The sequence below is a fragment of the Phenylobacterium terrae genome (assembly GCF_042681205.1).
In the GTDB taxonomy this organism is placed as follows: Bacteria; Pseudomonadota; Alphaproteobacteria; order Caulobacterales; family Caulobacteraceae; genus Phenylobacterium; species Phenylobacterium terrae.
The window spans coordinates 546,577-570,400 of sequence record NZ_JBHUEY010000006.1; the positions used below are offsets into that span (position 1 = coordinate 546,577).

29 protein-coding genes are annotated in these 23,824 nt (G+C 70.0%); 9 read left to right on the forward strand and 20 right to left on the reverse strand.

The features are described 5' to 3' along the window. Positions 1-38: 38 nt before the first annotated feature. Both ACFSC0_RS17120 and ACFSC0_RS17125 read right to left on the reverse strand, forming a co-directional pair. Positions 39-2,165, reverse strand: coding sequence for a sodium-translocating pyrophosphatase (locus tag ACFSC0_RS17120; RefSeq protein ID WP_377282077.1), 2,127 nt, complete (start codon positions 2,163-2,165; stop codon positions 39-41). Between the two features lie 188 nt (positions 2,166-2,353). Beyond that, complete coding sequence (locus ACFSC0_RS17125; protein ID WP_377282078.1) at positions 2,354-2,791, reverse strand: hypothetical protein; 438 nt, start codon at positions 2,789-2,791, stop codon at positions 2,354-2,356. Positions 2,792-2,853: 62 nt separating this feature from the next. Here ACFSC0_RS17125 and ACFSC0_RS17130 point away from each other — a divergent pair, with 62 nt between their 5' ends. Continuing rightward, positions 2,854-3,216 carry a hypothetical protein gene (locus ACFSC0_RS17130; protein WP_377355211.1) on the forward strand — a complete coding sequence of 121 codons (363 nt, stop codon included), beginning with the start codon at positions 2,854-2,856 and terminating at the stop codon, positions 3,214-3,216. 165 nt (positions 3,217-3,381) lie between these two features. Here ACFSC0_RS17130 and ACFSC0_RS17135 read toward each other — a convergent pair whose 3' ends face one another. The 10 genes from ACFSC0_RS17135 to glyA all read right to left on the reverse strand — a co-directional run bounded on the left by ACFSC0_RS17135 (position 3,382) and on the right by glyA (position 9,828). After that, complete coding sequence (locus ACFSC0_RS17135) at positions 3,382-3,906, reverse strand: LysM and BON domain-containing protein (protein ID WP_377282080.1); 525 nt, start codon at positions 3,904-3,906, stop codon at positions 3,382-3,384. A gap of 100 nt (positions 3,907-4,006) precedes the next feature. Beyond that, complete coding sequence (locus ACFSC0_RS17140) at positions 4,007-4,267, reverse strand: GlsB/YeaQ/YmgE family stress response membrane protein (RefSeq protein WP_377282081.1); 261 nt, start codon at positions 4,265-4,267, stop codon at positions 4,007-4,009. Between the two features lie 279 nt (positions 4,268-4,546). Beyond that, entirely contained in the window at positions 4,547-4,843 is a 297-nt protein-coding gene (locus ACFSC0_RS17145; protein ID WP_377282082.1) for a hypothetical protein, read from the reverse strand. Between the two features lie 94 nt (positions 4,844-4,937). Then, positions 4,938-5,879, reverse strand: coding sequence for a thiamine-phosphate kinase (gene thiL, locus ACFSC0_RS17150; RefSeq protein WP_377282083.1), 942 nt, complete (start codon positions 5,877-5,879; stop codon positions 4,938-4,940). Next, positions 5,866-6,312, reverse strand: coding sequence for a transcription antitermination factor NusB (nusB, locus tag ACFSC0_RS17155; RefSeq protein ID WP_377282084.1), 447 nt, complete (start codon positions 6,310-6,312; stop codon positions 5,866-5,868). Before nusB ends, thiL begins: the two co-directional genes overlap by 14 nt. Continuing rightward, positions 6,309-6,773: a 6,7-dimethyl-8-ribityllumazine synthase gene (gene ribH / locus ACFSC0_RS17160; protein ID WP_377282085.1), complete on the reverse strand. Its 465-nt coding sequence runs from the start codon at positions 6,771-6,773 to the stop codon at positions 6,309-6,311. The genes nusB and ribH overlap by 4 nt, the downstream gene beginning before the upstream one ends. Before the next feature lie 30 nt (positions 6,774-6,803). Further along, entirely contained in the window at positions 6,804-7,394 is a 591-nt protein-coding gene (locus tag ACFSC0_RS17165; protein WP_377282086.1) for a riboflavin synthase, read from the reverse strand. Further along, a complete protein-coding gene (locus ACFSC0_RS17170; protein WP_377282282.1) occupies positions 7,394-8,038 on the reverse strand; it encodes a RibD family protein in 645 nt (214 codons plus the stop codon). The genes ACFSC0_RS17165 and ACFSC0_RS17170 overlap by 1 nt, the downstream gene beginning before the upstream one ends. A gap of 3 nt (positions 8,039-8,041) precedes the next feature. Further along, entirely contained in the window at positions 8,042-8,506 is a 465-nt protein-coding gene (gene nrdR / locus ACFSC0_RS17175; protein ID WP_377282087.1) for a transcriptional regulator NrdR, read from the reverse strand. A 32-nt stretch (positions 8,507-8,538) separates the two neighbouring features. Next, complete coding sequence (glyA, locus tag ACFSC0_RS17180) at positions 8,539-9,828, reverse strand: serine hydroxymethyltransferase (protein WP_377282088.1); 1,290 nt, start codon at positions 9,826-9,828, stop codon at positions 8,539-8,541. A 179-nt stretch (positions 9,829-10,007) separates the two neighbouring features. Between glyA and ACFSC0_RS17185 the strand changes: the two genes are divergently transcribed. After that, positions 10,008-10,439, forward strand: coding sequence for a Ros/MucR family transcriptional regulator (locus ACFSC0_RS17185; protein WP_377282089.1), 432 nt, complete (start codon positions 10,008-10,010; stop codon positions 10,437-10,439). A gap of 2 nt (positions 10,440-10,441) precedes the next feature. Here the strand turns inward: ACFSC0_RS17185 and ACFSC0_RS17190 are convergent, their stop codons facing one another. The 5 genes from ACFSC0_RS17190 to ACFSC0_RS17210 all read right to left on the reverse strand — a co-directional run bounded on the left by ACFSC0_RS17190 (position 10,442) and on the right by ACFSC0_RS17210 (position 15,014). Further along, positions 10,442-10,732: a hypothetical protein gene (locus tag ACFSC0_RS17190; RefSeq protein ID WP_377282090.1), complete on the reverse strand. Its 291-nt coding sequence runs from the start codon at positions 10,730-10,732 to the stop codon at positions 10,442-10,444. A gap of 47 nt (positions 10,733-10,779) precedes the next feature. Then, entirely contained in the window at positions 10,780-12,012 is a 1,233-nt protein-coding gene (gene hemA / locus ACFSC0_RS17195; RefSeq protein WP_377282091.1) for a 5-aminolevulinate synthase, read from the reverse strand. 152 nt (positions 12,013-12,164) lie between these two features. Continuing rightward, positions 12,165-13,058, reverse strand: a complete 894-nt coding sequence (gene mmsB / locus ACFSC0_RS17200; RefSeq protein WP_377282092.1) for a 3-hydroxyisobutyrate dehydrogenase — start codon at positions 13,056-13,058, stop codon at positions 12,165-12,167. Between the two features lie 116 nt (positions 13,059-13,174). Then, positions 13,175-13,912 carry a class I SAM-dependent methyltransferase gene (locus tag ACFSC0_RS17205; RefSeq protein WP_377282093.1) on the reverse strand — a complete coding sequence of 246 codons (738 nt, stop codon included), beginning with the start codon at positions 13,910-13,912 and terminating at the stop codon, positions 13,175-13,177. A gap of 55 nt (positions 13,913-13,967) precedes the next feature. Beyond that, on the reverse strand, positions 13,968-15,014 hold the full coding sequence (locus ACFSC0_RS17210) for an enoyl-CoA hydratase/isomerase family protein (RefSeq protein WP_377282094.1): 1,047 nt from the start codon (positions 15,012-15,014) through the stop codon (positions 13,968-13,970). A 92-nt stretch (positions 15,015-15,106) separates the two neighbouring features. Here ACFSC0_RS17210 and ACFSC0_RS17215 point away from each other — a divergent pair, with 92 nt between their 5' ends. Further along, a complete protein-coding gene (locus ACFSC0_RS17215; RefSeq protein WP_377282095.1) occupies positions 15,107-15,472 on the forward strand; it encodes a nuclear transport factor 2 family protein in 366 nt (121 codons plus the stop codon). Positions 15,473-15,683: 211 nt separating this feature from the next. Continuing rightward, complete coding sequence (locus tag ACFSC0_RS17220) at positions 15,684-16,493, forward strand: helix-turn-helix domain-containing protein (protein ID WP_377282096.1); 810 nt, start codon at positions 15,684-15,686, stop codon at positions 16,491-16,493. A 221-nt stretch (positions 16,494-16,714) separates the two neighbouring features. On the opposite strand, the gene ACFSC0_RS17225 is transcribed toward ACFSC0_RS17220, so the two are convergent. Further along, positions 16,715-17,854 (reverse strand): acyl-CoA dehydrogenase family protein, encoded by a 1,140-nt coding sequence (locus ACFSC0_RS17225; protein WP_377282097.1) that lies wholly within the window; start codon positions 17,852-17,854, stop codon positions 16,715-16,717. A 3-nt stretch (positions 17,855-17,857) separates the two neighbouring features. Then, the gene (locus ACFSC0_RS17230; RefSeq protein ID WP_377282098.1) at positions 17,858-18,211 is read right to left on the reverse strand and encodes a DUF805 domain-containing protein; all 354 of its coding nucleotides are present in this window, start codon (positions 18,209-18,211) and stop codon (positions 17,858-17,860) included. A gap of 76 nt (positions 18,212-18,287) precedes the next feature. Here ACFSC0_RS17230 and hemB point away from each other — a divergent pair, with 76 nt between their 5' ends. Further along, entirely contained in the window at positions 18,288-19,304 is a 1,017-nt protein-coding gene (gene hemB, locus ACFSC0_RS17235) for a porphobilinogen synthase (protein WP_377282099.1), read from the forward strand. 138 nt (positions 19,305-19,442) lie between these two features. Here the strand turns inward: hemB and ACFSC0_RS17240 are convergent, their stop codons facing one another. Continuing rightward, on the reverse strand, positions 19,443-20,297 hold the full coding sequence (locus ACFSC0_RS17240; RefSeq protein ID WP_377282100.1) for an NAD(P)-dependent oxidoreductase: 855 nt from the start codon (positions 20,295-20,297) through the stop codon (positions 19,443-19,445). 86 nt (positions 20,298-20,383) lie between these two features. Between ACFSC0_RS17240 and ACFSC0_RS17245 the strand changes: the two genes are divergently transcribed. The 4 genes from ACFSC0_RS17245 to ACFSC0_RS17260 all read left to right on the forward strand — a co-directional run bounded on the left by ACFSC0_RS17245 (position 20,384) and on the right by ACFSC0_RS17260 (position 23,814). Beyond that, positions 20,384-21,283, forward strand: a complete 900-nt coding sequence (locus ACFSC0_RS17245) for a flagellar motor protein MotB (protein ID WP_377282101.1) — start codon at positions 20,384-20,386, stop codon at positions 21,281-21,283. Positions 21,284-21,354: 71 nt separating this feature from the next. Then, positions 21,355-22,116 (forward strand): arginyltransferase, encoded by a 762-nt coding sequence (locus ACFSC0_RS17250; protein WP_377282102.1) that lies wholly within the window; start codon positions 21,355-21,357, stop codon positions 22,114-22,116. A 43-nt stretch (positions 22,117-22,159) separates the two neighbouring features. Then, positions 22,160-22,729 (forward strand): TetR/AcrR family transcriptional regulator, encoded by a 570-nt coding sequence (locus ACFSC0_RS17255; protein WP_377282103.1) that lies wholly within the window; start codon positions 22,160-22,162, stop codon positions 22,727-22,729. A 95-nt stretch (positions 22,730-22,824) separates the two neighbouring features. Beyond that, entirely contained in the window at positions 22,825-23,814 is a 990-nt protein-coding gene (locus tag ACFSC0_RS17260; RefSeq protein WP_377282104.1) for an aldo/keto reductase, read from the forward strand. The last annotated feature ends 10 nt before the right edge of the window (positions 23,815-23,824 follow it).

Below are 23,824 nucleotides of genomic sequence, written 5' to 3' on the forward strand. Positions count from 1 at the left end.
GCTCTCCGGGGCGTTCAGCTCAGGACGGATGGATCAGATCAGCCGACCGCGCCGTGGGCCAGGACGGCCAGCAGCAGCAGGGCCACGATGTTGGTGATCTTGATCATCGGGTTGACGGCGGGGCCCGCCGTGTCCTTGTAGGGATCGCCGACGGTGTCGCCGGTGACCGCCGCCTTGTGGGCGTCGGACCCCTTGCCGCCGAAGTGGCCTTCCTCGATCAGCTTCTTGGCGTTGTCCCAGGCGCCGCCGCCGCTGGTCATCGAGATGGCGACGAACAGGCCGGTGACGATCACCCCCATCAGCATGGCGCCGAGGGCGGCGAAGGCGTTCACCTTGCCGGCGATCGCCAGGACCACGAAGAACAGCACGATCGGCGAGGCGACCGGGAGCAAGCTGGGCACGATCATCTCGCGGATCGCCGACTTGGTCAGGATGTCCACGGCCCGGCCGTACTCCGGCTTGACCTCGCCGGTCATGATGCCGGGGTTCTCCTTGAACTGGCGGCGCACCTCGGCGACGACCGACTCGGCCGCCCGGCCCACGGCGGTCATGGACAGGCCGCCGAACAGGAAGGGCAACAGGCCCCCGAACAGCAGGCCGACGACGACGTAGGGGTTGGACAGGTCGAACGGCACCGCGCCCAGGCCTTCGAAGAAGGACCCCGGCTCGGCGGTGGCGGCGAAGAACTTCAGGTCCTCGGTGTAGGCGGCGAACAGCACCAGGGCGCCGAGGCCGGCGGAGCCGATCGCATAGCCCTTGGTCACCGCCTTGGTGGTGTTGCCGACCGCGTCGAGCGCGTCGGTGGAGACGCGCACTTCCGACGGCAGGCCCGCCATCTCGGCGATGCCGCCGGCGTTGTCCGTCACCGGGCCGAAGGCGTCGAGGGCGACGATGACGCCGGCCAGCGACAGCATGGCGGTGGTGGCGATGGCGATGCCGAACAGGCCCGCCAGGTTATAGGTGGCGACGATGCCGACGATGATCACCAGCGCCGGCAGGGCGGTGGACTCCAGGCTCATGGCCAGACCCTGGATGACGTTGGTGCCGTGGCCGGAGACCGAGGCCTTGGCCACCGACTTCACCGGCCTGAAGCCGGTGCCGGTGTAGTATTCGGTGATCACCACGATGGCCGCGGTGACCACGAGGCCCGCGACGCCGCACCAGAACAGGTTCATGGCGCTGTAGGTCACGCCGCCGCCGGTGAGGCTGTCGCCGATCACCGCCGGGATGACGAAGTAGAGGGCGATCACCGACAGCACGCCGGTGACGATCAGGCCCTGGTAGAGCGCCCCCATGATGTTGCGGCTCTTGCCCAGCCGGACGAAGAAGGTGCCGATGATCGAGGTGACGATGCAGATGCCGCAGATGGCCAGCGGCAGCAGCATCGCCGTGGCCACCGCCGCGCTGTCGCGGAAGAAGATAGCTGCGAGAACCATGGTGGCGACGACGGTCACCGCATAGGTCTCGAACAGGTCGGCGGCCATGCCGGCGCAGTCGCCGACGTTGTCGCCCACGTTGTCGGCGATGGTCGCCGCGTTGCGGGGGTCGTCCTCGGGGATGCCGGCCTCGACCTTGCCGACCATGTCGCCGCCGACGTCCGCGCCCTTGGTGAAGATGCCGCCGCCGAGACGGGCGAAGATGGAGATCAGCGAGGCGCCGAAGCCCAGGGCGACCAGCGAGTCGATGACCACCCGGTCAGTGACCGCATTGCCCATCGGGCCGGTCAGGATCCAGAAGTAGACCGCCACGCCCAGGAGGGCGAAGCCGGCCACCAGCATGCCGGTGACCGCGCCCGAGCGGAACGCGGTGGACAGGCCCTTCTCGAGGCTCTCCGAAGCCGCCTGGGCGGTGCGCACGTTGGCCCGCACCGAGATCAGCATGCCCGCAAAGCCCGCCGCGCCCGAAAGCACGGCGCCGATCAGGAAGCCGATGGCGGCCGGGAGGCCGATCAGAAGCGCCACGGCCAGGAGGATGACCGCCCCGACGCCGGCGATGGTGAGGTACTGCCGCCGCAGATAGGCCTGGGCCCCTTCCTGGATCGCGGCCGCGATCTCCTGCATGCGGGGCGTACCCGCGGATAACCGCATCAAGGACGCGGACTGTACGGCGCCGTAGACCACCGCCAGAAGGCCGGCGACGATCACCAGCAACAATATTGGATCCATAACGTATGCGCCCCTTTGCGACTGCGCGGAGGGGCGGACGCCGCCAAAGGCGACGCCAGAACAGCCCCTCGTTTCCTCTCCAGCTTATGGGACGCATATTTGGCGCGCCCCTTTAAGACGGGCGCGAAGTTGCCAAAGTTGCCGAGCCGGCGCAACGGCTCGTCTTGGCCGTAATTGTTTTGACGGCTCTAGGTTTTGCGCGGCCTGGGCTTGGGCAGGTTGCTTCGCCGCTTGGGCGTCTGACGCAGCACCGTGACGCCGGCGATGTCCTTGGGCGAGGCGATCGCGACCGCCTCGCGCTTCATCGCCGCGACGATCTTGGACGCATCCAGGCTGGTGAAGTCGTCGTACCGGGTGAACGGGGTGCGATGGCCCGCCCGCACCAGGGCGTCGCGGAAATAGGGCTCGCGCTCGCGCAGCCGCATGGCGTTGGCCGAGCGGGTCAGGTTGATCCGCACATAGACGAAGACGTAGTTCACCAGCTCGCCGTCGACGATCACCGGCAGGCCGACCGGCAGGAGGTCGACCCAGGGCCCTATCGGCTCGGGCTCGGCCTTGTCCTCGGCGCGGGCGGCGGCGCCGGCGAGAACCAGCGGGGCGGCGGCAATCAGGGCGCGGCGGAGCATGCTCCCGCCATAGCTCGATAAGGTTGCAGAACCCTTCCGGCGGTCCCGCGCGTTTGGTGCGGATGATCCGAGCCCTGACCTTGGCCGCTACGGCCGCCCTCATCGCCACGCCGGCCCTGGCCACAGCCCCGGAGGTCCTCCAGCCGGCGTTCAAGAACACCATCGTCTCGACCTACCCGGACGGACGCCAGGCCAAGCTGTGGCTCAACCCGGACGGCACCTACCGCGCGGCCGGCCGACGCGGGAAGCCCTCCAGCGGCCGCTGGACGCTGAAGGGCGAGGAGATCTGTCTGAAGCAGCAACGCCCCTTCCCCGCCCCGTTCAGCTACTGCACCGCCGTGCGCCGCGGCGGCGTCGGCACGAGCTGGACCGGCAAGGCGGTCACCGGCGAGCAGATCCGCATCAGCGTGGTGGCGGGGCGCTGACTTCCCTCCCCTTTATGGGGAGGGTGGCCCGGAGCGCAGCGACGGGACGGGTGGGGAAGTGATGCGCCTGCGCGGCCCAGGCCGGCCCACGCTATCGCGGCTCGACACTCCCCCACCCCGGCCGGCTTCGCCGACTCGGCCCTCCCTAAGATGGGGAGGGAAGAGCTAGTGCATCGTTGACTTGGGGATGCGCAGGGTCTGGCCGGGATAGATCTCGTCAGGGTCCTTCAGCATCGGGCGGTTGGCCTCGAAGATCTCGTTGTAGCGATTGGCCGAGCCGAGGAACTGCTGGGAGATCTTGGAGAGGGTGTCGCCGGACTTGACCGTATAGAAGGTCGCGGGCGGCTCGGCGGCCTGGGCCTGCTGCGGCGCCTGCCCGGGCTGGGCCGCCTGCGCGGGCTGGGCGGCCTGCGGCTGCGGCGCCTGGCGCTGGACGACGGTGATGTTGTCCTCCACGTGCGCCACGCCCTTGGTGTTGCCGAGGATCAGGATCGCCAATTCCTTCTCGCGCTGGCTGTCGGCCTGGCCGGTGATGCTGACGGTGTCGCCGCCGCGGACGGTGATCTGGCCGTTGGCGATGGTCACGCCCTGGGCCCTCAAAGCCTCGGCGAGTTCGCTGGCCTCGACCTTGTCATCGTTGCCGCCACGCAAGCTCTTGCCGGCCTCGCGTGCGAAATCGAACAGGCCCATGGGTCGTCTCCATGTGGGTGTTGAAGGGAAGCGTGGGTGCAAACAAACGGGGGCGCCCTTCGGCGCCCCCGATCACAGGAACTTGTCTGAGAGGCGGGGCTTAGACCCGGCTGCCGCGACCGCGGACCATGCCCACGATGAACAGCAGCAGGATGGCGCCCAAGGTCGCCACGATCAGCGTGCCGATGAACCCATAGTCGTCGAACCCCAGCATGCCGGCCAGGAAGGCGCCGATGAACGCCCCGACGACACCCACGATCAGATTGGTCAGGATGCCGTGATTACGGCGCATGACCTTCTCGGCGATCCAGCCGGCCACGATGCCGATGATGATCGCCCCAATGATACCGACTCCGTCCACGTCTCACTCCTCCTTGCGCCCAGCCGACAGGGTGCAGCGCACGCGCCGCGCCAGGACCTCCAGGCGGGTTTGGGAAACCAGTTCAGCGCCGGCTCGGCCGCAGGAGCGGCCGGCGGCCAACGCCGCCTCTTCAGACCCCGAAGGATCCTCTGCGGCGAAAACCCCTACTGTGGGGCCTGGGTTCCGCGCCGCGTGGCCACGCTTTCGCGAGCAGGCGCCGAACGGGGGGCGAGAAGAGTGCATCGGGCGCCCGGATGGCCGGGCGCCCGACGCCAGGTGTTACTGGGTGGACGTCTTGGTCGACTCGGTGGCCGTCGTGCTCGACGCGGCAGGCTTGTCGGCCTTGTCCTTGCCGGTCTCGTCCTTCGCCGCCGTGGCGTCCGTAGCCGCCGCTTCCGTGGCGGCGGCATCCGAGGCGGGCGTGGCGGCCGCGTCGGCCGTAGCCGGCTTCGCCGAGGCCTCCGCAGGCTTGGCGGCGTTCGCATCGGCCGTCTTGGCGGCCTTGTCCCCGGCGAAAGCCGGCGCCGAGATCGCGAACGCGAGGGCCGCAGCCCCGATCATCATGGTCGTACGCATGAGGTCTCCCTTGTGGTGAGGCCTCCCCCGACGCCGCGACAGGTCGACCCGAAATCGGACCTCAGCACGGCTCAGTTGCGGCGAAACCGTGGCCTTAGGCGTGTCGCCAGCCGCCGGCGCCCGGATCGAGCACGTCGCCTTCGTAGGTGACGACGATTCCGGCGCCCGCGACGACTTCGCCGATCACCGTCATGCCGAGCCCATCGGCCCGGTCCGGCGCCGCCGTGCAGACCAGCTCGTAGTCGTCGCCGCCGCTCGCCAGCGCCAGCAGGCCTGCGGCCCGGTCCGGCTGACGGTCCAGCCAGCGGCGCGCCCCCGCCGACAGCGGCAGGGCCTCCAGCCGCAGCGCGATCCGCGTCCCGCTCGCCTCGCCGATGTGGCCGGCGTCGGCGATCAGCCCGTCGGACACGTCCGCCGCCGCGCTCGCCCGGGACCGGAGCGTCTCGCGCAGATCGAGCCTTGGGGCCGGCAGCCGGTAACGGTGGGCGAGCGCCGGCTCGTCGATTTCTCCACGCGCGGCGGCCAGGCCCAGGACGCCGTCGCCGATCGGGCCGCTGACCAGCACAAGGTCCCCAGGGCGCGCCCCGCCCCGGCGCACCATGCCGCCCGCCGGGACCCAGCCCAGCAGCGTCGCGCTGGCGGTCATCGGCCCGGGGGTGGAGGTGGTGTCGCCGCCCAGCAGGACCAGGCCGAATTCTTCTCCGTCGGCGCCCAGGCCGTGCGCGAAGGCCGCCCTCGCCTCTTCCGTCCAGGCCGCCGGCCAGGAGACCGCGAGGAAGTAGCCGTAGGGCTCGGCGCCCTTGGCCGCCAGGTCCGAGAGGTTCACCCGCAGCAGCTTGCGGGCGACGAGGTCGGGCGCCTCGCCCAGCGGGAAGTGCACCCCCTCGACGATGGCGTCCTTGGTGATCACCAGGTCGTAGCCGGGCCGGGCGGGAACGGCGGCGGCGTCGTCCAGCAGGCCGAACGCCTCGGGGGCGCCCCGGGTCAGCGGCCGGAACAGCCGCGCGATGGCCTCGAACTCGTCAGGCCCGGACATCCTGGGCCACGCCGTCCAGAGCCCCGTTCACGAAGCCCGGCTCCGGCCCGTCGAAGAAGGACTTGGCCAGCTCGACGTACTCGTCGATCACCACCTCGGTCGGGATCTCCGCCCGATGCTCCAGTTCGTAGACGCCGGCCCGCAGGATCGCCCGCACCGTCGCGTCGAGCCGCTCCAGCCGCCAGTTCTCGGCCAGCCGCTTGACGATGGCCGCGTCCACCTGCCGCTGATGGGCGACGACGCCCCGGACGATCTCGGCGAAGAAGGCCTCGTCCGCCGCGGCCAGGGTCATCCCCTCGACATCGCGGTCGAAGCGGTGCTCGGTGAATTCCCGGATCACGGCCTCCACGCCGGCGTTGGAGACCTCCATCTGGTAGAGGGCCTGCACGGCGGCGAGCCGCGCCACCGAGCGCGCATGGCGGGGCGCGGTCACCGGCTCTGTCCGGTCAGCCGCCGCTTCAGGGCGATCATCTCCAGGCAGGCGCGCGCGGCGCCGCCGCCCTTGTCGCCCTCGCTGACGCGGGCCCGGGCCCAGGCCTGGTCGCCATCCTCGGTCGTCAGGATGCCGTTGCCGATCGCCAGGCGCTTGCCGATCGCCAGGTCCATGATCCCGCGCGCCGACTCGTTCGAGACGATCTCGAAGTGATAGGTCTCGCCGCGGATCACCGTGCCCAGGGCCACATAGCCGTCATAGCGCACCCCGCCCGGGCCGTGGCCGGCCTCCTCGGCGAAGGCGATCGCCGCCGGAACCTCCAGGGCGCCCGGCACGGTCACCACGTCGTACTCGGCGTCGTAGGCCTCCAGCGCCTCGGACGCGCCTTTCAGCAGCTCGTCCGCCAGGTCGGAATAGAACCTCGCCTCCACGATCAGGATGCGGAGCTTGTCGTCGGCCATGCCGGCCCCCTTGTTATCGCGCGGCGTGCTTTAGGCCGTTTCGCGCCAGCGCGCGAGATAGCGGGCCAGCATGTCGATCTCGAGATTGACCGTCGAGCCGACTTTCAGCTGGCCGATGGTGGTCACGTCCCAGGTGTGCGGGATGATGTTGACGCCGAACACGTCGTCCTCGACCTCGTTCACGGTCAGGGAGACTCCGTCGACCGTGATCGAGCCCTTCGGGGCGATGAAGCGGTGCAGCGGCCGGGGCGCGCGGATCCGCACCCGGTGGGAGCCGCCCTCCGGCTCGATGGAGATCACCTCCCCCACCCCGTCCACGTGTCCGGAAACGATGTGGCCGCCCAGCTCGTCGCCGACCTTGGCCGGACGCTCCAGGTTGACCTTCTGGCCCTCCCGCCAGTCGCCCAGGGTGCTCATCGCCCGGGTCTCGCCGCTGACCTCGACGGCGAACCAGCCCGGGCCCTTGTCCACCACGGTCAGGCAGCAGCCGGCGTGGGAGATCGAGGCGCCCATGTCGATCGTGTCGACGTCGAAGTTCGTCTCGATTTCCATGCGCACGTCGCGATTGGTTTCGCGGATGGCCCGCACACGGCCGACGTCGGTGACAATTCCGGTGAACATCAGATCCTCTCGTAGCGCTCCCAGAGGTCCTCGCCCAGAGGCTGGGCCTGGATGCGTCGAAATCTGGGGGCGGCGGACAGCGCCGCAATGGCCAGAGCGCCGACCGCAGGGCGCCCCTCCCCCCCGATGACCACGGGCGCCCGGAACCATTCCAGCCGGTCGACCAACTCGCAGCGCAGGAAGCTCGCCGCCACCTGGCCGCCGCCCTCGACGAACAGGCTGCCGACGCCTTCGGCGCGAAGCGCCTCGACCACTTCCTTCAGCTCCGGGCGGCCGTCGCCGACCGCCGGGACCGTCAGCACGTGCACGCCCGCCTCCAGGAGGTGCGGCGCGGGCGGCTCGGTGGTGACGACATAGGTGGGGATCTCGCCGGCCGTGGCGACCAGCCGGCACGCCGCCGTCAGGCGCTGACGGCTGTCCAGCACGACGCGCGCCGGCTGCGGGCCGTTGTAGCCCGGCAGGCGCACGGTCAGCTCGGGATCATCCGCCAGCGCGGTCTCGATCCCGACCACCACGCCCTGGTGGTCGGCGCGCAGCCGGTGCACGGCCTGGCGGGCCGCCTCGCCGGTGATCCAGCGGCTTTCGCCCGCGCCGGTGGCGATCCGGCCGTCGAGGGAGGTGGCGAGCTTCAGGGTGACGGGCAGAGCCTAGTGCTCCTCTTCCGCCAGGCCTTCCTCGCCGAGGAATCGGGCGAAGTCCTCGGTCTCTCGGAAGTCGCGATAGACCGAGGCGTAGCGGACGTAGCCCACGTCATCGAGCTGCTTGAGGTGCTTCATCACCAGCTCGCCGACCACGCTGGACGGCAGTTCGGTGTCGCCGCGGCTCTCCAGCTGCCGGACGATGGCGTTGATCATCTGCTCGATCCGCTCGGGATCCACCGGCCGCTTGCGCAGCGCGATGTGCACCGAGCGGGCCAGCTTCTCCCGCTCGAACGGGCTGCGCCGGCCCGAGCGCTTGACGATGGTCAGCTCGCGCAGCTGCACCCGCTCCATGGTGGTGAAGCGGCCCTCGCAATGAGGACACAGCCGCCGGCGCCGGATGGCCGCGCCGTCTTCCGACGGGCGGCTGTCCTTCACCTGGCTTTCAGGGTGACCGCAAAATGGGCAGCGCATGATCTAGCCCCTCCGCGGCCCCTTCTACGCTATTAGCTGTAGATGGGGAAACGCCGGGTGAGCGCCAAGACCTCGCCGCGCACCTTCGCCTCCACCGCCGAATTGTCCTCGCCGCGGGCCAGGCCGTCGAGCACCTCGGCCATCCAGCGGGCGATCTGGCGGAACTCCTCCGGGCCGAAGCCGCGGGTCGTGCCGGCCGGCGTGCCGACCCGCAGGCCCGAGGTCTGCATCGGCGGCAGCGGGTCGTTGGGGATGTTGTTCTTGTTGGTGGTGATGCCGGCCCGCTCCAGGGCGATCTCGGCGTCGGCCCCGCTGACCCCCTTGGGCGTCAGGTCGACCAGCATCAGGTGGCTGTCGGTGCCGCCGGAGACGATCTTGAAGCCGTTGGACTGCAGCGCGTCCGCGAATGCCCGGGCGTTCTCCACCACGGCCTTGGCGTAGTCCTTGAACTCCGGCCGCAGGGCCTCGCCGAAGGCCACGGCCTTGGCCGCGATGGCGTGCATCAGCGGCCCGCCCTGCAGCCCCGGGAACACCGCGCTGTCGATCTTCTTGGCCAGCTTCTTGTCGTTGGTCAGGATCATCGCCCCGCGCGGCCCGCGCAGCGTCTTGTGGGTGGTGGTGGTGACGATGTGGGCGTGCGGGAACGGGTTCGGGTAGACGCCGGCGGCCACGAGGCCGGCGTAGTGGGCGATGTCGGCCATCAGCACCGCGCCGACCTTGTCGGCGATCTCACGGAAGCGGGCGAAGTCGATCACCCGCGAATAGGCCGTGGCCCCGGCGATGATCACCTTGGGCTTCTCGGCCAGGGCGACCTCCTCGGCCTGGTCGTAGTCGATGGTGTGGTCCTGGGCCCGCACGCCATAGGCCACCGGCCGGAACCACTTGCCCGACTGGTTGACGCTCTTGCCGTGGGTCAGGTGGCCGCCGTGGTCGAGGTTCATGCCCATGAAGGTGTCGCCGGGGACCATGGTGGCCATGAATACCGCCTGGTTGGCCTGGCTGCCCGAGTGCGGCTGGACGTTGGCGAACTGGCAGCCGAACAGCTGCTTGGCCCGCTCGATGGCCAGCGTCTCGGCTTGGTCCACGACCTCGCAGCCGCCGTAGTAGCGCCGGCCCGGATAGCCCTCGGCGTACTTGTTGGTCAGCACGCTGCCCTGCGCTTCCAGCACGGCGCGGGAGACGATGTTCTCGGAGGCGATCAGCTCGATCTGGTCCTGCTGGCGCTTCAGTTCGTGGTCGACGATCCCGAACAGGTCGGGGTCGGCGTCGGCCAGGCTGCGGGTGAAGAAGGCGTCGGACTTGGGCGGAGCGTGGACGGTCATGGGCGGAGGACCTTTTCGGCAGGACTCGGGGAGCGGCGGTTCGGCGGTCTCATAAACCAAGGCGGGTCGCGCCCAAACCCTCGGAACCGCCGCAGGGCCGTCGGCGTTCCTCGCTGGCCGGTGGTGCACGCGCGCTCGTGCGCCCCGGCGCTTTGTGTTCTCGGTGGAGGGGGAGTTGGATGAGCATGGACGGCGAACCCGAAGGGACTTCGGGTGAGGAGCTGGTGCGCCTCGGGGCCGAAATCGTGTCGGCCTATGTCAGCCGCAATTCCGTGCCGGTCGACGCCGTCCCCGAACTGATCCGGTCGGTCCACCAGGCGCTGGAGGGTCTCGGCCAGGCCCAGCCGGCGCAGCCCGAGGAGCGGCCCAAGCCGGCGGTGCCGATCAACAAGTCCGTCCAGCACGACTTCATCATCTGCCTCGAGGACGGCAAGAAGCTGAAGATGCTCAAGCGCTACCTGCGCTCGCGCTACAACATGAGCCCCGACGAGTACCGCCGCCGCTGGGGCCTGCCCCCCGACTACCCCATGGTCGCCCCCGCCTACGCGGCGCGGCGCAGCGACTTCGCCAAGCAGATCGGCCTGGGACGCGGCGTGAGGCGGCGGAAGTAGTTCTATCGGGCAGACTGCTGCACCTGCGACGAGATCATCTCCCAGAGCTCGCCGCGGCGCTGATAGCTGAGTTCCACCGTGAAGGCCTGCGGAGAACACGCTCCTGCGGCCGGCGAGCACGGCCGCTCTGCAATCAGGAAATACTCGCGACCATCGCTCCAGCCGTCGTGCAGAATCAGGGAGGTAACGCGCAATTGGCCAGGCGTCAGCCCCACCTGGCCTCCCACCACTTTCAAGGCATCCGCTCGAACCTGAGCCTCGTCTGGACTCGAACACGCCGACAGCAGCGCCATGGATAGCGCTGCTGCGACTGTTCGGATGCAGGTGTGCAAAGCTGCTGTTAGGCCGCCACTCCGCCGACGCGTGCGATGTTGCAGTGGGTCCAGAGCTGCTCGAGGGCGTCGAGGAGCTTGTCCATCATCTCGTCCGTGTGAGCGGGCGTCGGCGTGAACCGCAGCCGCTCCGTACCCCGGGGTACGGTCGGGAAGTTGATCGGCTGGACGTAGATGCCGTGCTCCTCCAGCAGGATGTCGCTGATCAGCTTGCAGTGCACGGGGTCGCCCACGAGCAGCGGCACGATGTGGCTGACCGAAGACTCCATCACCGGAAGCCCGGCCTTGCGCATCCGCGCCTTCAGGGTGTCGGCGCGCTCCTGGTGGGCCTCGCGGATCTCGTTGTGGGTCTTGAGCCAGCGGATCGAGGACAGCGCGCCCGCGGCCAGCGCGGGCGGCAGAGAGCTCGTGAAGATGAAGCCGTCCGCGTAGGAGCGGATGGCGTCGACGATCACCGAGTCCGCGGCGATATAGCCGCCCATCACGCCCACGGCCTTGGCCAGGGTCGCCTCGATGATGTCGATGTCGGCCATGACGCCGTCGCGCTCGGCGACGCCGCCGCCGCGCGGGCCGTACATGCCGACCGCGTGGACCTCGTCGATGTAGGTCAGCGCGCCGTACTGCTTGGCGAGCTTCACGATCGCCGGGATGTCGGCGATGTCGCCGTCCATCGAATAGACGCTCTCGAACGCGATCAGCTTGGGCGCGCCCTCCGGCGCGGCGGCCAGCAGCTCCTCCAGATGATCGAGGTCGTTGTGGCGGAAGACCTTGCGCTGCTCGCGGGCGCCGGCGCGGATGCCGGAGATCATCGAGTTGTGGTTCAGCTCGTCGGAGAAGACGATCAGCCCGGGCAGGATCTTGTAAAGGGTCGACAGCGTCGCCTCGTTGGAGACGTAGCCGGAGGTGAACAGCAGCGCCGCTTCCTTGCCGTGCCAGTCGGCGAGCTCGCGCTCCAGCTCGACATGGTAGTGGGTGGTGCCGGAGATGTTGCGGGTGCCGCCGGAGCCGGCACCGGCCTCTTCGATGGCCTGGTGCATGGCGTCGAGCACGACCGGGTTCTGGCCCTGGCCCAGGTAGTCGTTGGAGCACCAGACGGTGACGTCCGCCGTCGTGCCGTCCTCGCGGGTCCAGGTCGCGACCGGGAAGTCGCCGCGGTGCCGCTTCAGGTCGATGAAGACGCGATAGCGGCCCTCCTCGCGGACGCGGTCCAGCGCGTTATGGAAGGCGGCCTTGTAGTCCATCACCTCGAACTCCCCCCGTCGCGGGACCAAAATCTCGGGACCGCAACGGTTCCCCTGACTCTCGGCTATTTGGCGCCGTGTACGGTGAATGTCCACCGGACAGGCCCGCGCCGGCCTTGATCTGCGTCAAACAACGCCTGTTCTTCGCGAGATCACGCCAGTTCGGCGAGCTGGCCGCGGATCAGCTGCAGGATCGCCGAGAAATCCTTGTTCCCGTATCCCAGCCGGTCGAACAGGGCGTAGAGCCCCTCGGCCTGCGCGCCCAGCGGCGTCGCCGCCCCGGCCCTGGCGGCCGCCTCCTGGGCGAGCTTGAGATCCTTCAGCATCATCGCCACGGCGAAGCCGCCCTCGTAGCCGCGGTTCGAGGGCGCCGCCTCCACCGGCCCCGGCCAGGGGCAGTAGCTGGTCAGGCTCCAGCACTGGCCGGAGGACTTGGACGCGATCTCGAAGAACCGTTCGGGCGCCAGGCCCAGCCGCTCGGCGAGCGCGAAGGCCTCGCAGACCGCGATCATCGAGGCGCCCAGCACCATGTTGTTGCAGATCTTGGCCGCCTGCCCGGCCCCGTGGTCGCCGGCCCGGATCACCGCCCGGGCCATCGGCGTCAGCGCCGTCTCGACGCCGGTGAAGTCATTCTCGTCGCAGCCGACCATGAAGGCCAGGGTCCCGGCCGCGGCCGCGGCCACGCCGCCGGAGACCGGCGCGTCGGCGAAGGCGAAGCCCTTCTCCTTCGCCTGAGCGGCGACGGCCCGGGCGCTCTCCACGTCGATCGTCGAGCAGTCGATCAGCAGGGTCCCGGCCCGGGCGTTGGGCAGCACGTCCTCGCCGTAGACCTGCCGCACGTGCGGGCCGGCCGGCAGCATGGTGATCACCGCGTCCACGTCCCGGACCGCCTCGGCAACGGAGGCTGAGGGTTTGCACCCGGCCTCCGCCGCCCGCTCGAGAGCCGCCGCGGACAGGTCGAAGGCCAGGACCTCATGCCCGGCCTTGGCCTGGTTGGCGGCCATCCCGCCGCCCATGTTGCCGAGCCCGATGAAGGCGATGCGCATGCTTGATACTCCTCGTCATCCCGGCCGGAGCGCAGCGAAGAGCCGGGACCCAGCTCAGCGTCTGGGTCCCGGATGAGCCGCTGCGCGGCTCTGCGGGATGACGAACTTAGACCGACCTAGCCCGGCTTGCGGAACTTGAAGACGAACTGGTCCGTCTTGCCGCGGATCGAAGGGTCGAAGACGTTGCCGGTCTTCGGGTCCGCGGGGTTCCGCAGCACGTCGCTCTCGGCCACGAACTGGAAGCCGGCGGCCTCCAGTTCCTTCCGGGCGATGGCCGGGTCGATCCGGTGCAGGCTGTCGGCGACCGTGATCGGCGCGCCGGCGACCGCCGCGTGGTCGACCACGACCAGCAGCCCGCCCGGCTTGAGGGCGTCGAACAGGCCCTTGTTGAAGGCGGCCACGTCCAGCTTCATCTGCGCCAGGTGCAGGTCGTGGTAGTTCTGGGCCGTGAAGATCAGGTCCACCGGCTCCGGCAGCTTGGCGAGAACCGGCGGCTCGACGACCTGGACGTTGGCGTAGGCCGGATCCTTGGCCACCGGCTCGATCTGCTTGGCGTAGGGGCCTGAGGTCGCCGCATAGACCTTGCCGTTCGGCCCCACCGCCTTGGACAGGATGCGGGTGAAGTAGCCGGCGCCCGGGATCAGATCCATGACCTTCTGGCCAGGCTTGACCTCGGCGAAGGCCAGCATTTCGGCCGGCTTGCGGTTTGCGTCCCGCTCCTTGTCGGCGGCCGGGCGGCCGGCGTCGGCCAGGGCGGCGGCGATGTGCGGCGGCGGGCTCTGGGCCAGGGTCGCGGCGGGCGCGGCGATCAGCCAGGCCGCCGCGGCGACGCCAAGGAACAACTTCCGAGACATGTGTGCGCCTCCTCCAGTTTCTCTGGCGGCATAGCGCGCCCGGCCGGCGTCGCCGTCAAGGCAGCGGCGTCCAGGCCTTTTCCGGCGGCAACGGCGCGAACACGTCGTCGACCATCGACTCGGTGACCTCGGCCAGCCGCGTCGGGCTCCAGCGGGGTGCGTTGTCCTTCTCGAGGATCACCGCCCTCACGCCCTCGGAGAAGTCGGGCCGGCGGATCAGGCGCAGCGCGATCCGGTACTCCAACTCCATCAGCTGAGCGAAGTCCTCGATGCCGGCCGCCATCTGCAGCTGCCGGAAGGCGACCGCGGTGGAGAGCGGCGATTTGGAGCGGACGATCGCCAGCTGCTCGCGGGCCCAGTCGGAGCCGTCGGCCTCGAGACCGGCGATCAGCGCCGCAAGCGTCGGCGCGCCGAACAGCCGCCCGACGGCGTCCTGATGCGCAGCGAAGGCCGGGCGGCCGGCCTCGGCCTCGAACTCCGTCAGCAGGGTTTCGACGCGGGCCGGATCGGCCAGCACCGCGGCCTTGAAGTCGTCCAGCCGGGCCGCCTCGACGAAATCGGTGACGACGCCCAGCAGCTCGCAGTCGGCAGGCCCGATGCGCGCGCCGGTCAGCGCCAGCCAGGCGCCGGCGTGGTCGGGCATGCGAGACAGCCGCCAGCAGGCGCCGACGTCCGGAAACAGGCCGATCCCCGTCTCCGGCATGGCGAAGCGGGTGCGCTCGGTCGCCACCCGGAAGGTCGCCGGCAGGGAGATGCCGGCCCCGCCGCCCATCACCACACCGTCCATCAGGGCCAGCACCGGCTTGGGGTAGGTGAAGATCAGGTGGTCGAGCTGGTACTCGGTGAAGAAGAAGGCCTCGGCCGCCTCCCCGCCCTGGGCCAGGCTGTCCACCAGGGCCCGGATGTCGCCGCCGGCGCAGAAGCCGCGCTCCCCGGCATGGTCGATCATCACCAGGACGATCCGCGGATCCTCCCGCCAGGCGGTCAGCGCCTCGATCATCTCCAGGCACATGGCGGTGGTCAGCGCGTGCAGCGCCTGCGGGCGGTTCAGGGTGATCCGCCCCACCTGGCCTTGCGTTCGGATCAGGACTTCCGGGTCCATTCGGCCTCCCTTCCCTTCCATTACCTGAGGCGTAATCGCATCGCACGCACGGCGGCGGCAGCATCGGTCTCGCACAGAAATGGAGACCCGCCATGACCGATCCCGCCCTCGTCGCCAACCGCTACATCGAGCTGTGGAACGAGACCGATCCGCAGCGCCGCCGCGCCCTGCTGGAGCAGAGCTGGTCGCCGAAGGCGAGCTATGTCGATCCGATGGCCGCCGTCGACGGCCACGAGGGCCTGGAGGCCCTGGTCGCCGGCGTCCAGCAGCGTTTCCCCGGATTCCGCTTCCGGCTGGTCGGCGCCCCGGACGGCTACGCCGACAAGGTGCGCTTCACCTGGGAGCTCGGCCCCGACGGCGCCGAGGCGCCGATCCAGGGCTCCGACGTGGTGCTGCTGGAGGACGGGCGCGTACGCAAGGTGATCGGCTTCCTGGACCGGGTTCCCGCCCAGGCGTGACGCCCGAACCTGCCCGCCGGCCGAGCCTCCCCAGAGCCTGTCCGGTTCAGGCGGAACGCCTGAACCGATCAGACAGGCTCTAATTCAAGAGTTAGAGCGCGCCGGACGGGCTAACCGGCTTCCACTTAGCCCTGGCGCGCTCTAGGCCGGCGGGCCCTTCTCCCACAAGGCAAGGCCGCGCTACGCATGATGGGCAAGCAAGGACGATCAGATGAACGTGCACGTCAGGCCGCTGGGCGATCACCTACGCGAGTGGCGCCAGCGCCGTCGGATGAGCCAGATGGACCTGGCCCTGGAGGCCGAGATCTCCACCCGCCACCTGAGCTTCATCGAGACCGGCCGCTCCCAGCCCAGCCGCGAGATGCTGCTGCACTTGGCCGAGCAGCTGGAGGTGCCCTTGCGCGAGCGCAACGCGATGCTGGTCGCCGCCGGGTTCGCGCCGATGTTCCCTGAGCGCCCCCTGGACGATCCGGGCCTGGAGCCCGCGCGCCGGGCGCTGGACCTGATCCTGGCTGGCCACGAGCCCTATCCGGCCATCCTCGTCGATCGGCGCTGGAACCTGGTGGCCGGCAACCGCGCCTTGCCGCTGATGCTGCAGGGCGTCGATCCGGCCCTGCTGGAGCCGCCGGTCAACGTGCTGCGGGTGGCGCTGCACCCCAAGGGCCTGGCCGGCCGCACCGCCAACCTCTCCGAATGGCGCGGCCATCTGCTTGAGCGCCTGCGCCGGGAGATCAGCCAGACCGCCGACGCCGGCCTCATCGCGCTGATGGAGGAGCTGAAGCGCTATCCCGTCCCGCCCGCCCCCGATGGGCGGCCGCAGGACTTCGGCGGCGTCGCCGTCCCCTTCCAGCTGATGACCGACGCCGGCGTCCTCTCCTTCTTCAGCACCACGACGGTGTTCGGCACCCCCGTGGACATCACCCTCTCCGAACTCGCCCTGGAGACCTTCCTTCCGGCCGACGCGGCGACGGCGGAGGCGATGCGCGTAGCTCTAAATGCTCCCCAAGAGGGGGAGCCATAAGAAGCATCACGGGCGCCGGCTCGTCGCGGCAGCGCGTTTCAACACAAAGACCACAAAGGACACGAAGATCACGAAGAGACTGAGTAGCCATGTCCCGTTCGGCAGCGTCGCCGATCAGCGGCAGCGGACACGCGCTCTCGGCGCCTTCGTGATCTTCGTGTCCTTTGTGGTCTTCGTGTCGGAATCCGCTGAGCGGACGAGGATATGCCGCCTTCGGCGGACTACTGCCGGAACATCTCCCGCGAAATGATCACCCGCATGATCTCGTTCGTCCCTTCCAGGATCTGGTGGACGCGCAGGTCGCGGACGATGCGCTCCAGGGGATAGTCCTGCAGGTAGCCGTAGCCGCCGTGCAGCTGCAGCGCCTCGTTGGCGACGGAGAAGCCGGCGTCGGTGGCGAACCGCTTGGCCATCGCGCAGAGCTTGGTGGCCTGCGGATCGCGCGCGTCGAGCGCCGCCGCCGCGCGGCGGACCATCAGCCGGGCCGCCTCCAGCTCGGTCGCCATGTCGGCGATCTTGAACTGCAGGGCCTGGAAGTCCTTCAGCGGCCGGCCGAACTGCTGGCGCGTCTCCATGTAGGCCTTGGCCGTATCGAGCGCGAAGCCGGCGCCGCCCAGCGAGCAGGCGGCGATGTTCAGCCGCCCGCCGTCCAGCCCCATCATGGCGAAGCGGAACCCCTCGCCCTCGGCCCCGACGCGATTCTCGGCCGGCACGCGCACGCCGTCGAAGTTCACCTGCGCGGTCGGCTGGGCGTTCCAGCCCATCTTCCGCTCCTGGGCGCCGAAGGACAGGCCCGGCGCATCCTTCTCCACGACGAAGCAGGAAACGCCCTTGGCGCCCGCCTCGCCGGTGCGCGCCATCACCACGTAGACGTCCGAGACCCCGCCGCCGGAGATGAAGGCCTTGGAGCCGTCCAGCACATAGCTCTCGCCGTCGCGCCGGGCCGTCGTCCGCAGGGCCGCCGCATCCGAACCCGAACCCGGCTCGGTCAGGCAGTAGGAGGCGATCAGCTCCATCGAGGTCAGGCGCGGCACGTACCTGCGCCGCAGCTCCTCCGAGCCGAACCGGTCGACCATCCAGGTCGCCATGTTGTGGATGGTCAGGTAGGCGGTGACCGGGACGTCGCCGTAGGCGAGGGCCTCGAAGATGATGGCCGCATCGAGCCGGGTGAGGCCGGCCCCGCCCATCTCCTCGGAGGTGTAGATCCCCGCGAAGCCGAGCTCGGCCGCCTTGCGCAGCACGTCCACGGGAAAATGCTTCTCCGCGTCCCAGCGGGCCGAGTGGGGCGCAAGCTCGGAGGCCGCGAACGCGCTCGCCGCCTCCTGGATGGCGCGCTGCTCTTCTGAGAGCTCGAAGTCCACCGGCTAGCCCTTCGCGCCGAGCAGCCGGGCGGGCGGCCCGAAGCGGTTGACCCGCTCGTCGGGCGAACCCGCCGCCAGGAACACCAGGAAGATCAGCCCGATCAGCGGCACGAAGCTGAGCAGCATCCACCAGCCGGACTGGTCGCGGTCGTGCAGCCGCCGCACGCCGGTGAGGATCATCGGAACCGAGGCGGCGACCCCGACAAGCAGGGCCATGCTCAGGTCCTGCGGCCCGGCGCCGCGATAGGCGATGAACACCGCCAGCCACGCCACCAGGACTATGGTGAACTCCAGCCGGCTCGCCCGGCCGGAGAGATCGAAGATGTTGAAGGGGCGCTGGGCCCGAAGGTCCGTCATGGCCCCGGACCTTCCCTGAGCCGCCCGCGCTGTCAACGCACTTGCCAGCCGCGCCCACCGGCGCCACAGCCCGGACATGACCGTCCCGAGCCTCGCCCCCTACCCCGCCCTGCGCCTGCGCCGGCTGCGCCAGGCGCCCTGGATCCGCGACCTGGTGCGCGAGAGCGTGCTGACGCCGGCCGACTTCATCTGGTCGATGGTGGTCCATGAGGGCGAGGGCGAGGTCCCGGTGGGCTCGATGCCGGGCGTCTCGCGCCTGTCGGTGACGGGCTGCGCCGAGGCGGCGCGCCAGGCCCGGGCGCTGGGCATCCCGGCCATCGCCGTCTTCCCGCACATCGACGGCGCCAAGAAGGACGCCGGCGGCCGGCTGGCCTTCGACCCGGACAACGTCGTCGCCCGCGCGGTGAAGGCGATGAAGGACGCCGCCCCCGAGGTCGGGATCATGTGCGACGTGGCGCTCGACCCCTTCACCGACCACGGCCACGACGGGGTGATTGAGGGCGGCAGGATCCTCAACGACGCCACCATCGAGCGGCTGGTCGAGCAGGGACTGATGCAGGCCGCCGCCGGGGCCGACATCCTGGCCCCCTCCGACATGATGGACGGGCGGATCGGCGCCTTGCGCGCCGCGCTGGAGGGCGCGGGCCATCAGGACGTGATGATCATGTCCTACGCCGCCAAGTACGCCTCGGCCTTCTACGGCCCCTATCGCGAGGCGATCGGCTCCGGAAAGCTGGGCTCGGGCCCGATCGAGAACCCGGGCGACAAGAAGACCTACCAGATGGACGCGGCCAACACCGAGGAGGCCCTGCGCGAGGTGGCCCTCGACATCGCCGAGGGCGCGGACATGGTGATGGTGAAGCCCGGCATGCCCTACCTCGACATCGTCCGGCGCGTCGTCGAGGCCTTCCACATGCCGACCTTCGCGTTCCAGGTCAGCGGCGAGTACGCGATGATCATGGCCGCCGCCCAGAACGGCTGGCTGGACGAGGAGCGCTCGATCCTGGAGAGCCTCACCGCCTTCAAGCGCGCCGGCAGCGCCGGGATCATCACCTATTTCGCCCCGCGGGCGGCCAAGCTGCTCGGGGCCTGAGCGCACGTCCACGGCTCAACAAGCCCGTCATCCCGGACGGCCTGCAAGGCCGATCCGGGACCCAGAACGCGGCGCTGCTGGGTCCCGGCTCTCCGGCCGGGATGACGGTGGGACTCGGGTTCGAACCGCCGGCGATCCTCACCGCTCCAGCCGCGCCACCAGGCTCGAGGTATCCCAGCGGCCGCCGCCCATCGCCTGGATGTCGGCGTAGAAGGTGTCCACCAGGGCGGCGACCTCGACGCGGGCCCCGTTGGCCCAGGCCTCCTCCTGCACCAGGCCCAGGTCCTTGCGCATCCAGTCGACGGCGAAGCCGAAGTCGAACCTGCCCTCGCTCATCGTCGCCCAGCGGTTGTCCATCTGCCAGGACTGGGCCGCGCCCTTGCTGATCGCCTCGTAGACCTCGACCGGGTCCAGACCCGCCCGCTTGGCGAAGTGCAGCCCCTCGGCCAGGCCCTGCAGCAGGCCGGCGATGCAGATCTGGTTCACCATCTTGGTCAGCTGACCCGAGCCCGGGCCGCCCATCAGCCGAATCGCCTTGGCGTAGGCTGCGATCACCGGCTCGGCCTTGGCGAAGGCCTCCGGCTCGGCCCCGCACATGATGGTCAGCTGGCCGTTCTCCGCTCCCGCCTGGCCGCCGGAGACCGGCGCATCGACGAACGCGCGCCCGCTCCGCGCGGCCAGCTCGGCCATCTCCCGCGCCACCTTGGCCGAGGTGGTGGTGTGGTCGACGACGACCGCGCCGGGGGCCAGCGCCGGCAGCGCCGCCTGCACCACCTGGCGGACATCGTCGTCGTTGCCGACGCAGAGGGCGAGGATCTCGGCGCCCTCGGCCGCCTCCGCCACCGTGGCGCCCGCCCGGCCGCCATGCGTCTCGACCCAGCGGGCGGCCTTCTCCGGGCTGCGGTTGAACACGCTGACCTCGTGCCCGGCCCGCTTCAGATGCCCGGCCATGGGAAAGCCCATCACCCCCAGGCCCACGAACGCCGCCTTCATGAGAAGCCCTCCTCGATCACCGCATCTTAACGCGGCCCGTTCACCATGACGGCTCTCATAGGGGTTGCGCAGAAGGGCGTGGAGTCATGGCGGTCGCAGAAGGCCCCGTAATCATCAAGAAGGTCCGCAAGGGTGGTCACGGCGAGCACCACGGCGGCGCCTGGAAGGTGGCCTACGCCGACTTCGTCACCGCGATGATGGCCTTCTTCCTGCTGATGTGGCTGATCAACACCACCAGCCCGGAGCAGAAGCGCGGCATCGCCGACTATTTCGCGCCCGCCTCGGTCTCCGAGACCACCTCCGGCTCCGGCGGCATCCTGGGCGGCAACGCCCTGGGCGAGGACGGCTCCAAGTCCTCCGGCTCCCGCGCCATCATCGAGGACCTGGCTCCCGAGGCGGCCAGCCCCAGCGAAGGCAAGAGCACCGAGGCCGGCTCGCCGGTGCAGGACGTCTCGACCGAGGCCCTGCGCGAAGCGCTGCAGCGGCGCGAGGCCGCCGCCTTCGCCTCGGCCGCCCAGTCGCTGCGGCAGGCGCTGCAGGAGATGCCCGAGCTCGCCGAGCTTTCGAAGCACATCCTGATCGACCAGACCCCCGAGGGCCTGCGCATCCAGCTCGTCGACCAGGAGGGCCGCTCGATGTTCGCCGAAGGCGCCGCCCAGCCGAACGAGCGGGCCCGCCTGCTGCTGCGCGCTGTCGCCAAGATCATCAACCAGCTGCCCAACCGGATCAGCATCTACGGCCACACCAGCGCCAACCTGAACCTGTCCCGCAGCGAGGGCGACTGGCAGCTGTCGGCCGCCCGCGCCGATCAGTCGCGCCGCGTGCTGCAGGGCGCCGGCGTCGACCCCGACCGGGTGTTCCAGGTGTCCGGCAAGGCCACCTCCGAGCCGCTTTATCCCGACGATCCCACGCTGGCCGGAAACCGACGCATCGCCATCGTGTTGCTTCGGGAGGCTCCGGTGCTTCCGGCTGACGCAGGCTTGTGACGAGGCGCTTGCGCGATGCCGCGGCATACCGCCTAATCCAGGTCTATCCGAGCGAGGCGCATCGTAAGTCCGTGACTCAGCACTTCCCGACGCGGCAGTTGAGATTTTTCCTCACCGCGCCTTCGCCCTGCCCCTACCTTCCGGGGCGGCACGAGCGGAAAGTGTTCGCCCATCTGCCGCTCTCGGACGGCGCCAGCGTCAACGACAGCCTGACCCAGGTGGGGTTCCGCCGGTCGCAGAACATCGCCTATCGACCCGCCTGCGAGTCCTGCTCGGCCTGCATCTCGGCGCGGATCCCGGCCGCCGACTACATCTTCTCGCGCGGAGAGCGGCGCACCCTGTCGCGCAACGACGACCTCGAGCGCCACCTGGTGGAGGCCGAGGCGACCATGGAGCAGTTCGACCTGCTCCGCCGCTACCTGCTGGCCCGCCACGCCGAGGGCGGCATGGCCGAGATGACCTGGCCGGACTACGTGGCGATGGTCGAGGACACCGCCGTCCGCACCCACATCATCGAGTACCGGCTGCGCTCCCAGGACCGCGGCCCGGGCGACCTGGTGGCCTGCGCCCTGGTCGACCTGATGAGCGACGGCCTCTCGCTGGTCTACAGCTTCTACGACCCGACCATGGCCCGCCGCAGTCTCGGCTCGTTCATGATCCTGGACCACATCATCCAGGCGTGCCTGACCTCGATCCCCTACGTCTATCTGGGTTACTGGGTGCGCGGCTCCGAGAAGATGGACTACAAGGTCAAGTTCTCGCCGATCGAACTGCTGCGGCCGGAGGGCTGGACCCTGATGTCCGCCCGCGACATGCCGGCCAGGGCCGGCTGAGCCCCGCCTTGACAGGGCCGCACGCCTGGCGGCCTCTCACGCCATGCTGACCTCGATCCGCACCACCAAGGAGAAGCTGCTGCGCGCGGCGCTGGTGCTCGTGGCCCGAGACGGCTTCCAGGCCGCGACGACCGCCGCCATCGCCGAGCTGGCCGGGGTCGCCGAAGGCACCCTCTACCGCCACTTCTCGTCCAAGGACGACCTGCTGATCGAGGCCTACCGGCGGCTGAAGGCGGAGGTGTTCGAGGCGATCAGCGACCAGGACGACCCGCACGCGGCGCCAGGGGAGCGGCTCAAGCGGCTTTGGCGGGCGCTGTTCGACGCCTACCGGGCCGACACCGAGGCCTTCATGTTCGGCCAGCGGTTCGGCGAGTCCGCGCTCGCCCGGCGCGAAGGCGGCGCCGCGCACGAAGCCATCGCCGGGCGCCTGGCCGAGATCGGCCGCGCGGGCAAAGCCGCCGGGATCTTCAAGGACCTCCCGGCCGACCTGATCGCCAACTTCTTCTTCGCCCCGGTCGGCTACATGCTGAAGGGCGAACTCGCCGGCCGCCGCTGGAGCGAAGCCGACCTGGAAGCGGCGGCCCAGGCGGTCCTGGACAGCTGGAGCCGCTGAATCGCGGTTGACCGAACGGCGGTCGCGGGCGTAGAACGACGGCGATGTGAGTGAGTGCTCACATCAGTTTCTCCCCGAACGCAAGGAGACCTCCCATGATCCGTCGCGAGATCGGCCGCACGGGCCGTCAGGTGAACGCCATCGGCCTCGGCTGCATGGGCATGTCGGTGGCCTACGGCGAACCGATGGCCGAGGACGCCGCTGTCCGCCTGCTCCACGAGGCGCTGGACCTGGGCGTCGACCACTTCGACACCGCCGAGCTCTACGGCTTCGGCGCCAACGAGACGCTGCTGGGCGCGGCCTTCCGCGACCGGCGCGAGAAGGCCTTCATCGCCACCAAGTTCGGGCCGGTGGGAAACCTCGCCGACCGCACGGTGCGCGGCGTCGACGGCTCCGAGGCCAATGCCCGCCGGGCCATCGAGCAGTCCCTGCGCCTCCTGCAAACCGACTACGTCGACCTCTACTATCTCCACCGCCGCGACCCGGCCCGGCCGATCGAGGAAACGGTCGAGGCCATGGCCAAGCTCGTTCAGGAGGGCAAGGTCCGCGCCATCGGCCTGTCCGAGGTCAACGCCGAGACGCTGCGCCGCGCCCAAGCCGTGCACCCGATCGCGGCCGTGCAGTGGGAGTATTCGATCTTCACCCGCGACGTGGAGCGCGAGGTCCTGCCGCTCTGCGAATCGACCGGCGTCACCGTGGTCGCCTACTCCCCGCTCGGCCGCGGCATGCTCACCGGCGCCTTCTCGCGCGAGGCCCGGCCGGCCGGAAACGACTGGCGCGCCAACGTCTCTCCCAGGTTCAAGGGCGAGGCCTACGAGGCCAACCTCGCCCTGGTCGAGGAGATCGGCGCTGTGGCGTCCGCCAGGGGGGTGAAGCCGGCGCAGGTCGCGCTGGCCTGGGTCCTTGGCCGCAGCGAACAGGTCGTGACCATCCCCGGCACCACCCGCCTGGAGAACCTCAAGACCAACCTCGCCGCCGCCGAGGTGACCCTCTCGGCCGAAGAGCGCGGCCGGCTCGACGGCCTGGCCGGCAAGGTCAAGGGCGAGCGTTACGACGAGAACGGCATGCGGCTGGTCAACGCCTGATCGAACCGGA

What these genes read in the sequence shown, in the direction of transcription:
- ACFSC0_RS17120 (WP_377282077.1), bottom strand. Translation starts at nt 2,165, where the DNA reads ATGGATCCAATATTGTTGCTGGTGATCGTCGCCGGCCTTCTGGCGGTG.
- ACFSC0_RS17125 (WP_377282078.1), bottom strand. Translation starts at nt 2,791, where the DNA reads ATGCTCCGCCGCGCCCTGATTGCCGCCGCCCCGCTGGTTCTCGCCGGC.
- ACFSC0_RS17130 (WP_377355211.1), top strand. Translation starts at nt 2,854, where the DNA reads ATGATCCGAGCCCTGACCTTGGCCGCTACGGCCGCCCTCATCGCCACG.
- ACFSC0_RS17135 (WP_377282080.1), bottom strand. Translation starts at nt 3,906, where the DNA reads ATGGGCCTGTTCGATTTCGCACGCGAGGCCGGCAAGAGCTTGCGTGGC.
- ACFSC0_RS17145 (WP_377282082.1), bottom strand. Translation starts at nt 4,843, where the DNA reads ATGCGTACGACCATGATGATCGGGGCTGCGGCCCTCGCGTTCGCGATC.
- thiL (WP_377282083.1), bottom strand. Translation starts at nt 5,879, where the DNA reads ATGTCCGGGCCTGACGAGTTCGAGGCCATCGCGCGGCTGTTCCGGCCG.
- ribH (WP_377282085.1), bottom strand. Translation starts at nt 6,773, where the DNA reads ATGGCCGACGACAAGCTCCGCATCCTGATCGTGGAGGCGAGGTTCTAT.
- ACFSC0_RS17165 (WP_377282086.1), bottom strand. Translation starts at nt 7,394, where the DNA reads ATGTTCACCGGAATTGTCACCGACGTCGGCCGTGTGCGGGCCATCCGC.
- nrdR (WP_377282087.1), bottom strand. Translation starts at nt 8,506, where the DNA reads ATGCGCTGCCCATTTTGCGGTCACCCTGAAAGCCAGGTGAAGGACAGC.
- glyA (WP_377282088.1), bottom strand. Translation starts at nt 9,828, where the DNA reads ATGACCGTCCACGCTCCGCCCAAGTCCGACGCCTTCTTCACCCGCAGC.
- ACFSC0_RS17185 (WP_377282089.1), top strand. Translation starts at nt 10,008, where the DNA reads ATGAGCATGGACGGCGAACCCGAAGGGACTTCGGGTGAGGAGCTGGTG.
- ACFSC0_RS17190 (WP_377282090.1), bottom strand. Translation starts at nt 10,732, where the DNA reads ATGGCGCTGCTGTCGGCGTGTTCGAGTCCAGACGAGGCTCAGGTTCGA.
- hemA (WP_377282091.1), bottom strand. Translation starts at nt 12,012, where the DNA reads ATGGACTACAAGGCCGCCTTCCATAACGCGCTGGACCGCGTCCGCGAG.
- mmsB (WP_377282092.1), bottom strand. Translation starts at nt 13,058, where the DNA reads ATGCGCATCGCCTTCATCGGGCTCGGCAACATGGGCGGCGGGATGGCC.
- ACFSC0_RS17205 (WP_377282093.1), bottom strand. Translation starts at nt 13,912, where the DNA reads ATGTCTCGGAAGTTGTTCCTTGGCGTCGCCGCGGCGGCCTGGCTGATC.
- ACFSC0_RS17210 (WP_377282094.1), bottom strand. Translation starts at nt 15,014, where the DNA reads ATGGACCCGGAAGTCCTGATCCGAACGCAAGGCCAGGTGGGGCGGATC.
- ACFSC0_RS17215 (WP_377282095.1), top strand. Translation starts at nt 15,107, where the DNA reads ATGACCGATCCCGCCCTCGTCGCCAACCGCTACATCGAGCTGTGGAAC.
- ACFSC0_RS17220 (WP_377282096.1), top strand. Translation starts at nt 15,684, where the DNA reads ATGAACGTGCACGTCAGGCCGCTGGGCGATCACCTACGCGAGTGGCGC.
- ACFSC0_RS17230 (WP_377282098.1), bottom strand. Translation starts at nt 18,211, where the DNA reads ATGACGGACCTTCGGGCCCAGCGCCCCTTCAACATCTTCGATCTCTCC.
- hemB (WP_377282099.1), top strand. Translation starts at nt 18,288, where the DNA reads ATGACCGTCCCGAGCCTCGCCCCCTACCCCGCCCTGCGCCTGCGCCGG.
- ACFSC0_RS17240 (WP_377282100.1), bottom strand. Translation starts at nt 20,297, where the DNA reads ATGAAGGCGGCGTTCGTGGGCCTGGGGGTGATGGGCTTTCCCATGGCC.
- ACFSC0_RS17245 (WP_377282101.1), top strand. Translation starts at nt 20,384, where the DNA reads ATGGCGGTCGCAGAAGGCCCCGTAATCATCAAGAAGGTCCGCAAGGGT.
- ACFSC0_RS17255 (WP_377282103.1), top strand. Translation starts at nt 22,160, where the DNA reads ATGCTGACCTCGATCCGCACCACCAAGGAGAAGCTGCTGCGCGCGGCG.
- ACFSC0_RS17260 (WP_377282104.1), top strand. Translation starts at nt 22,825, where the DNA reads ATGATCCGTCGCGAGATCGGCCGCACGGGCCGTCAGGTGAACGCCATC.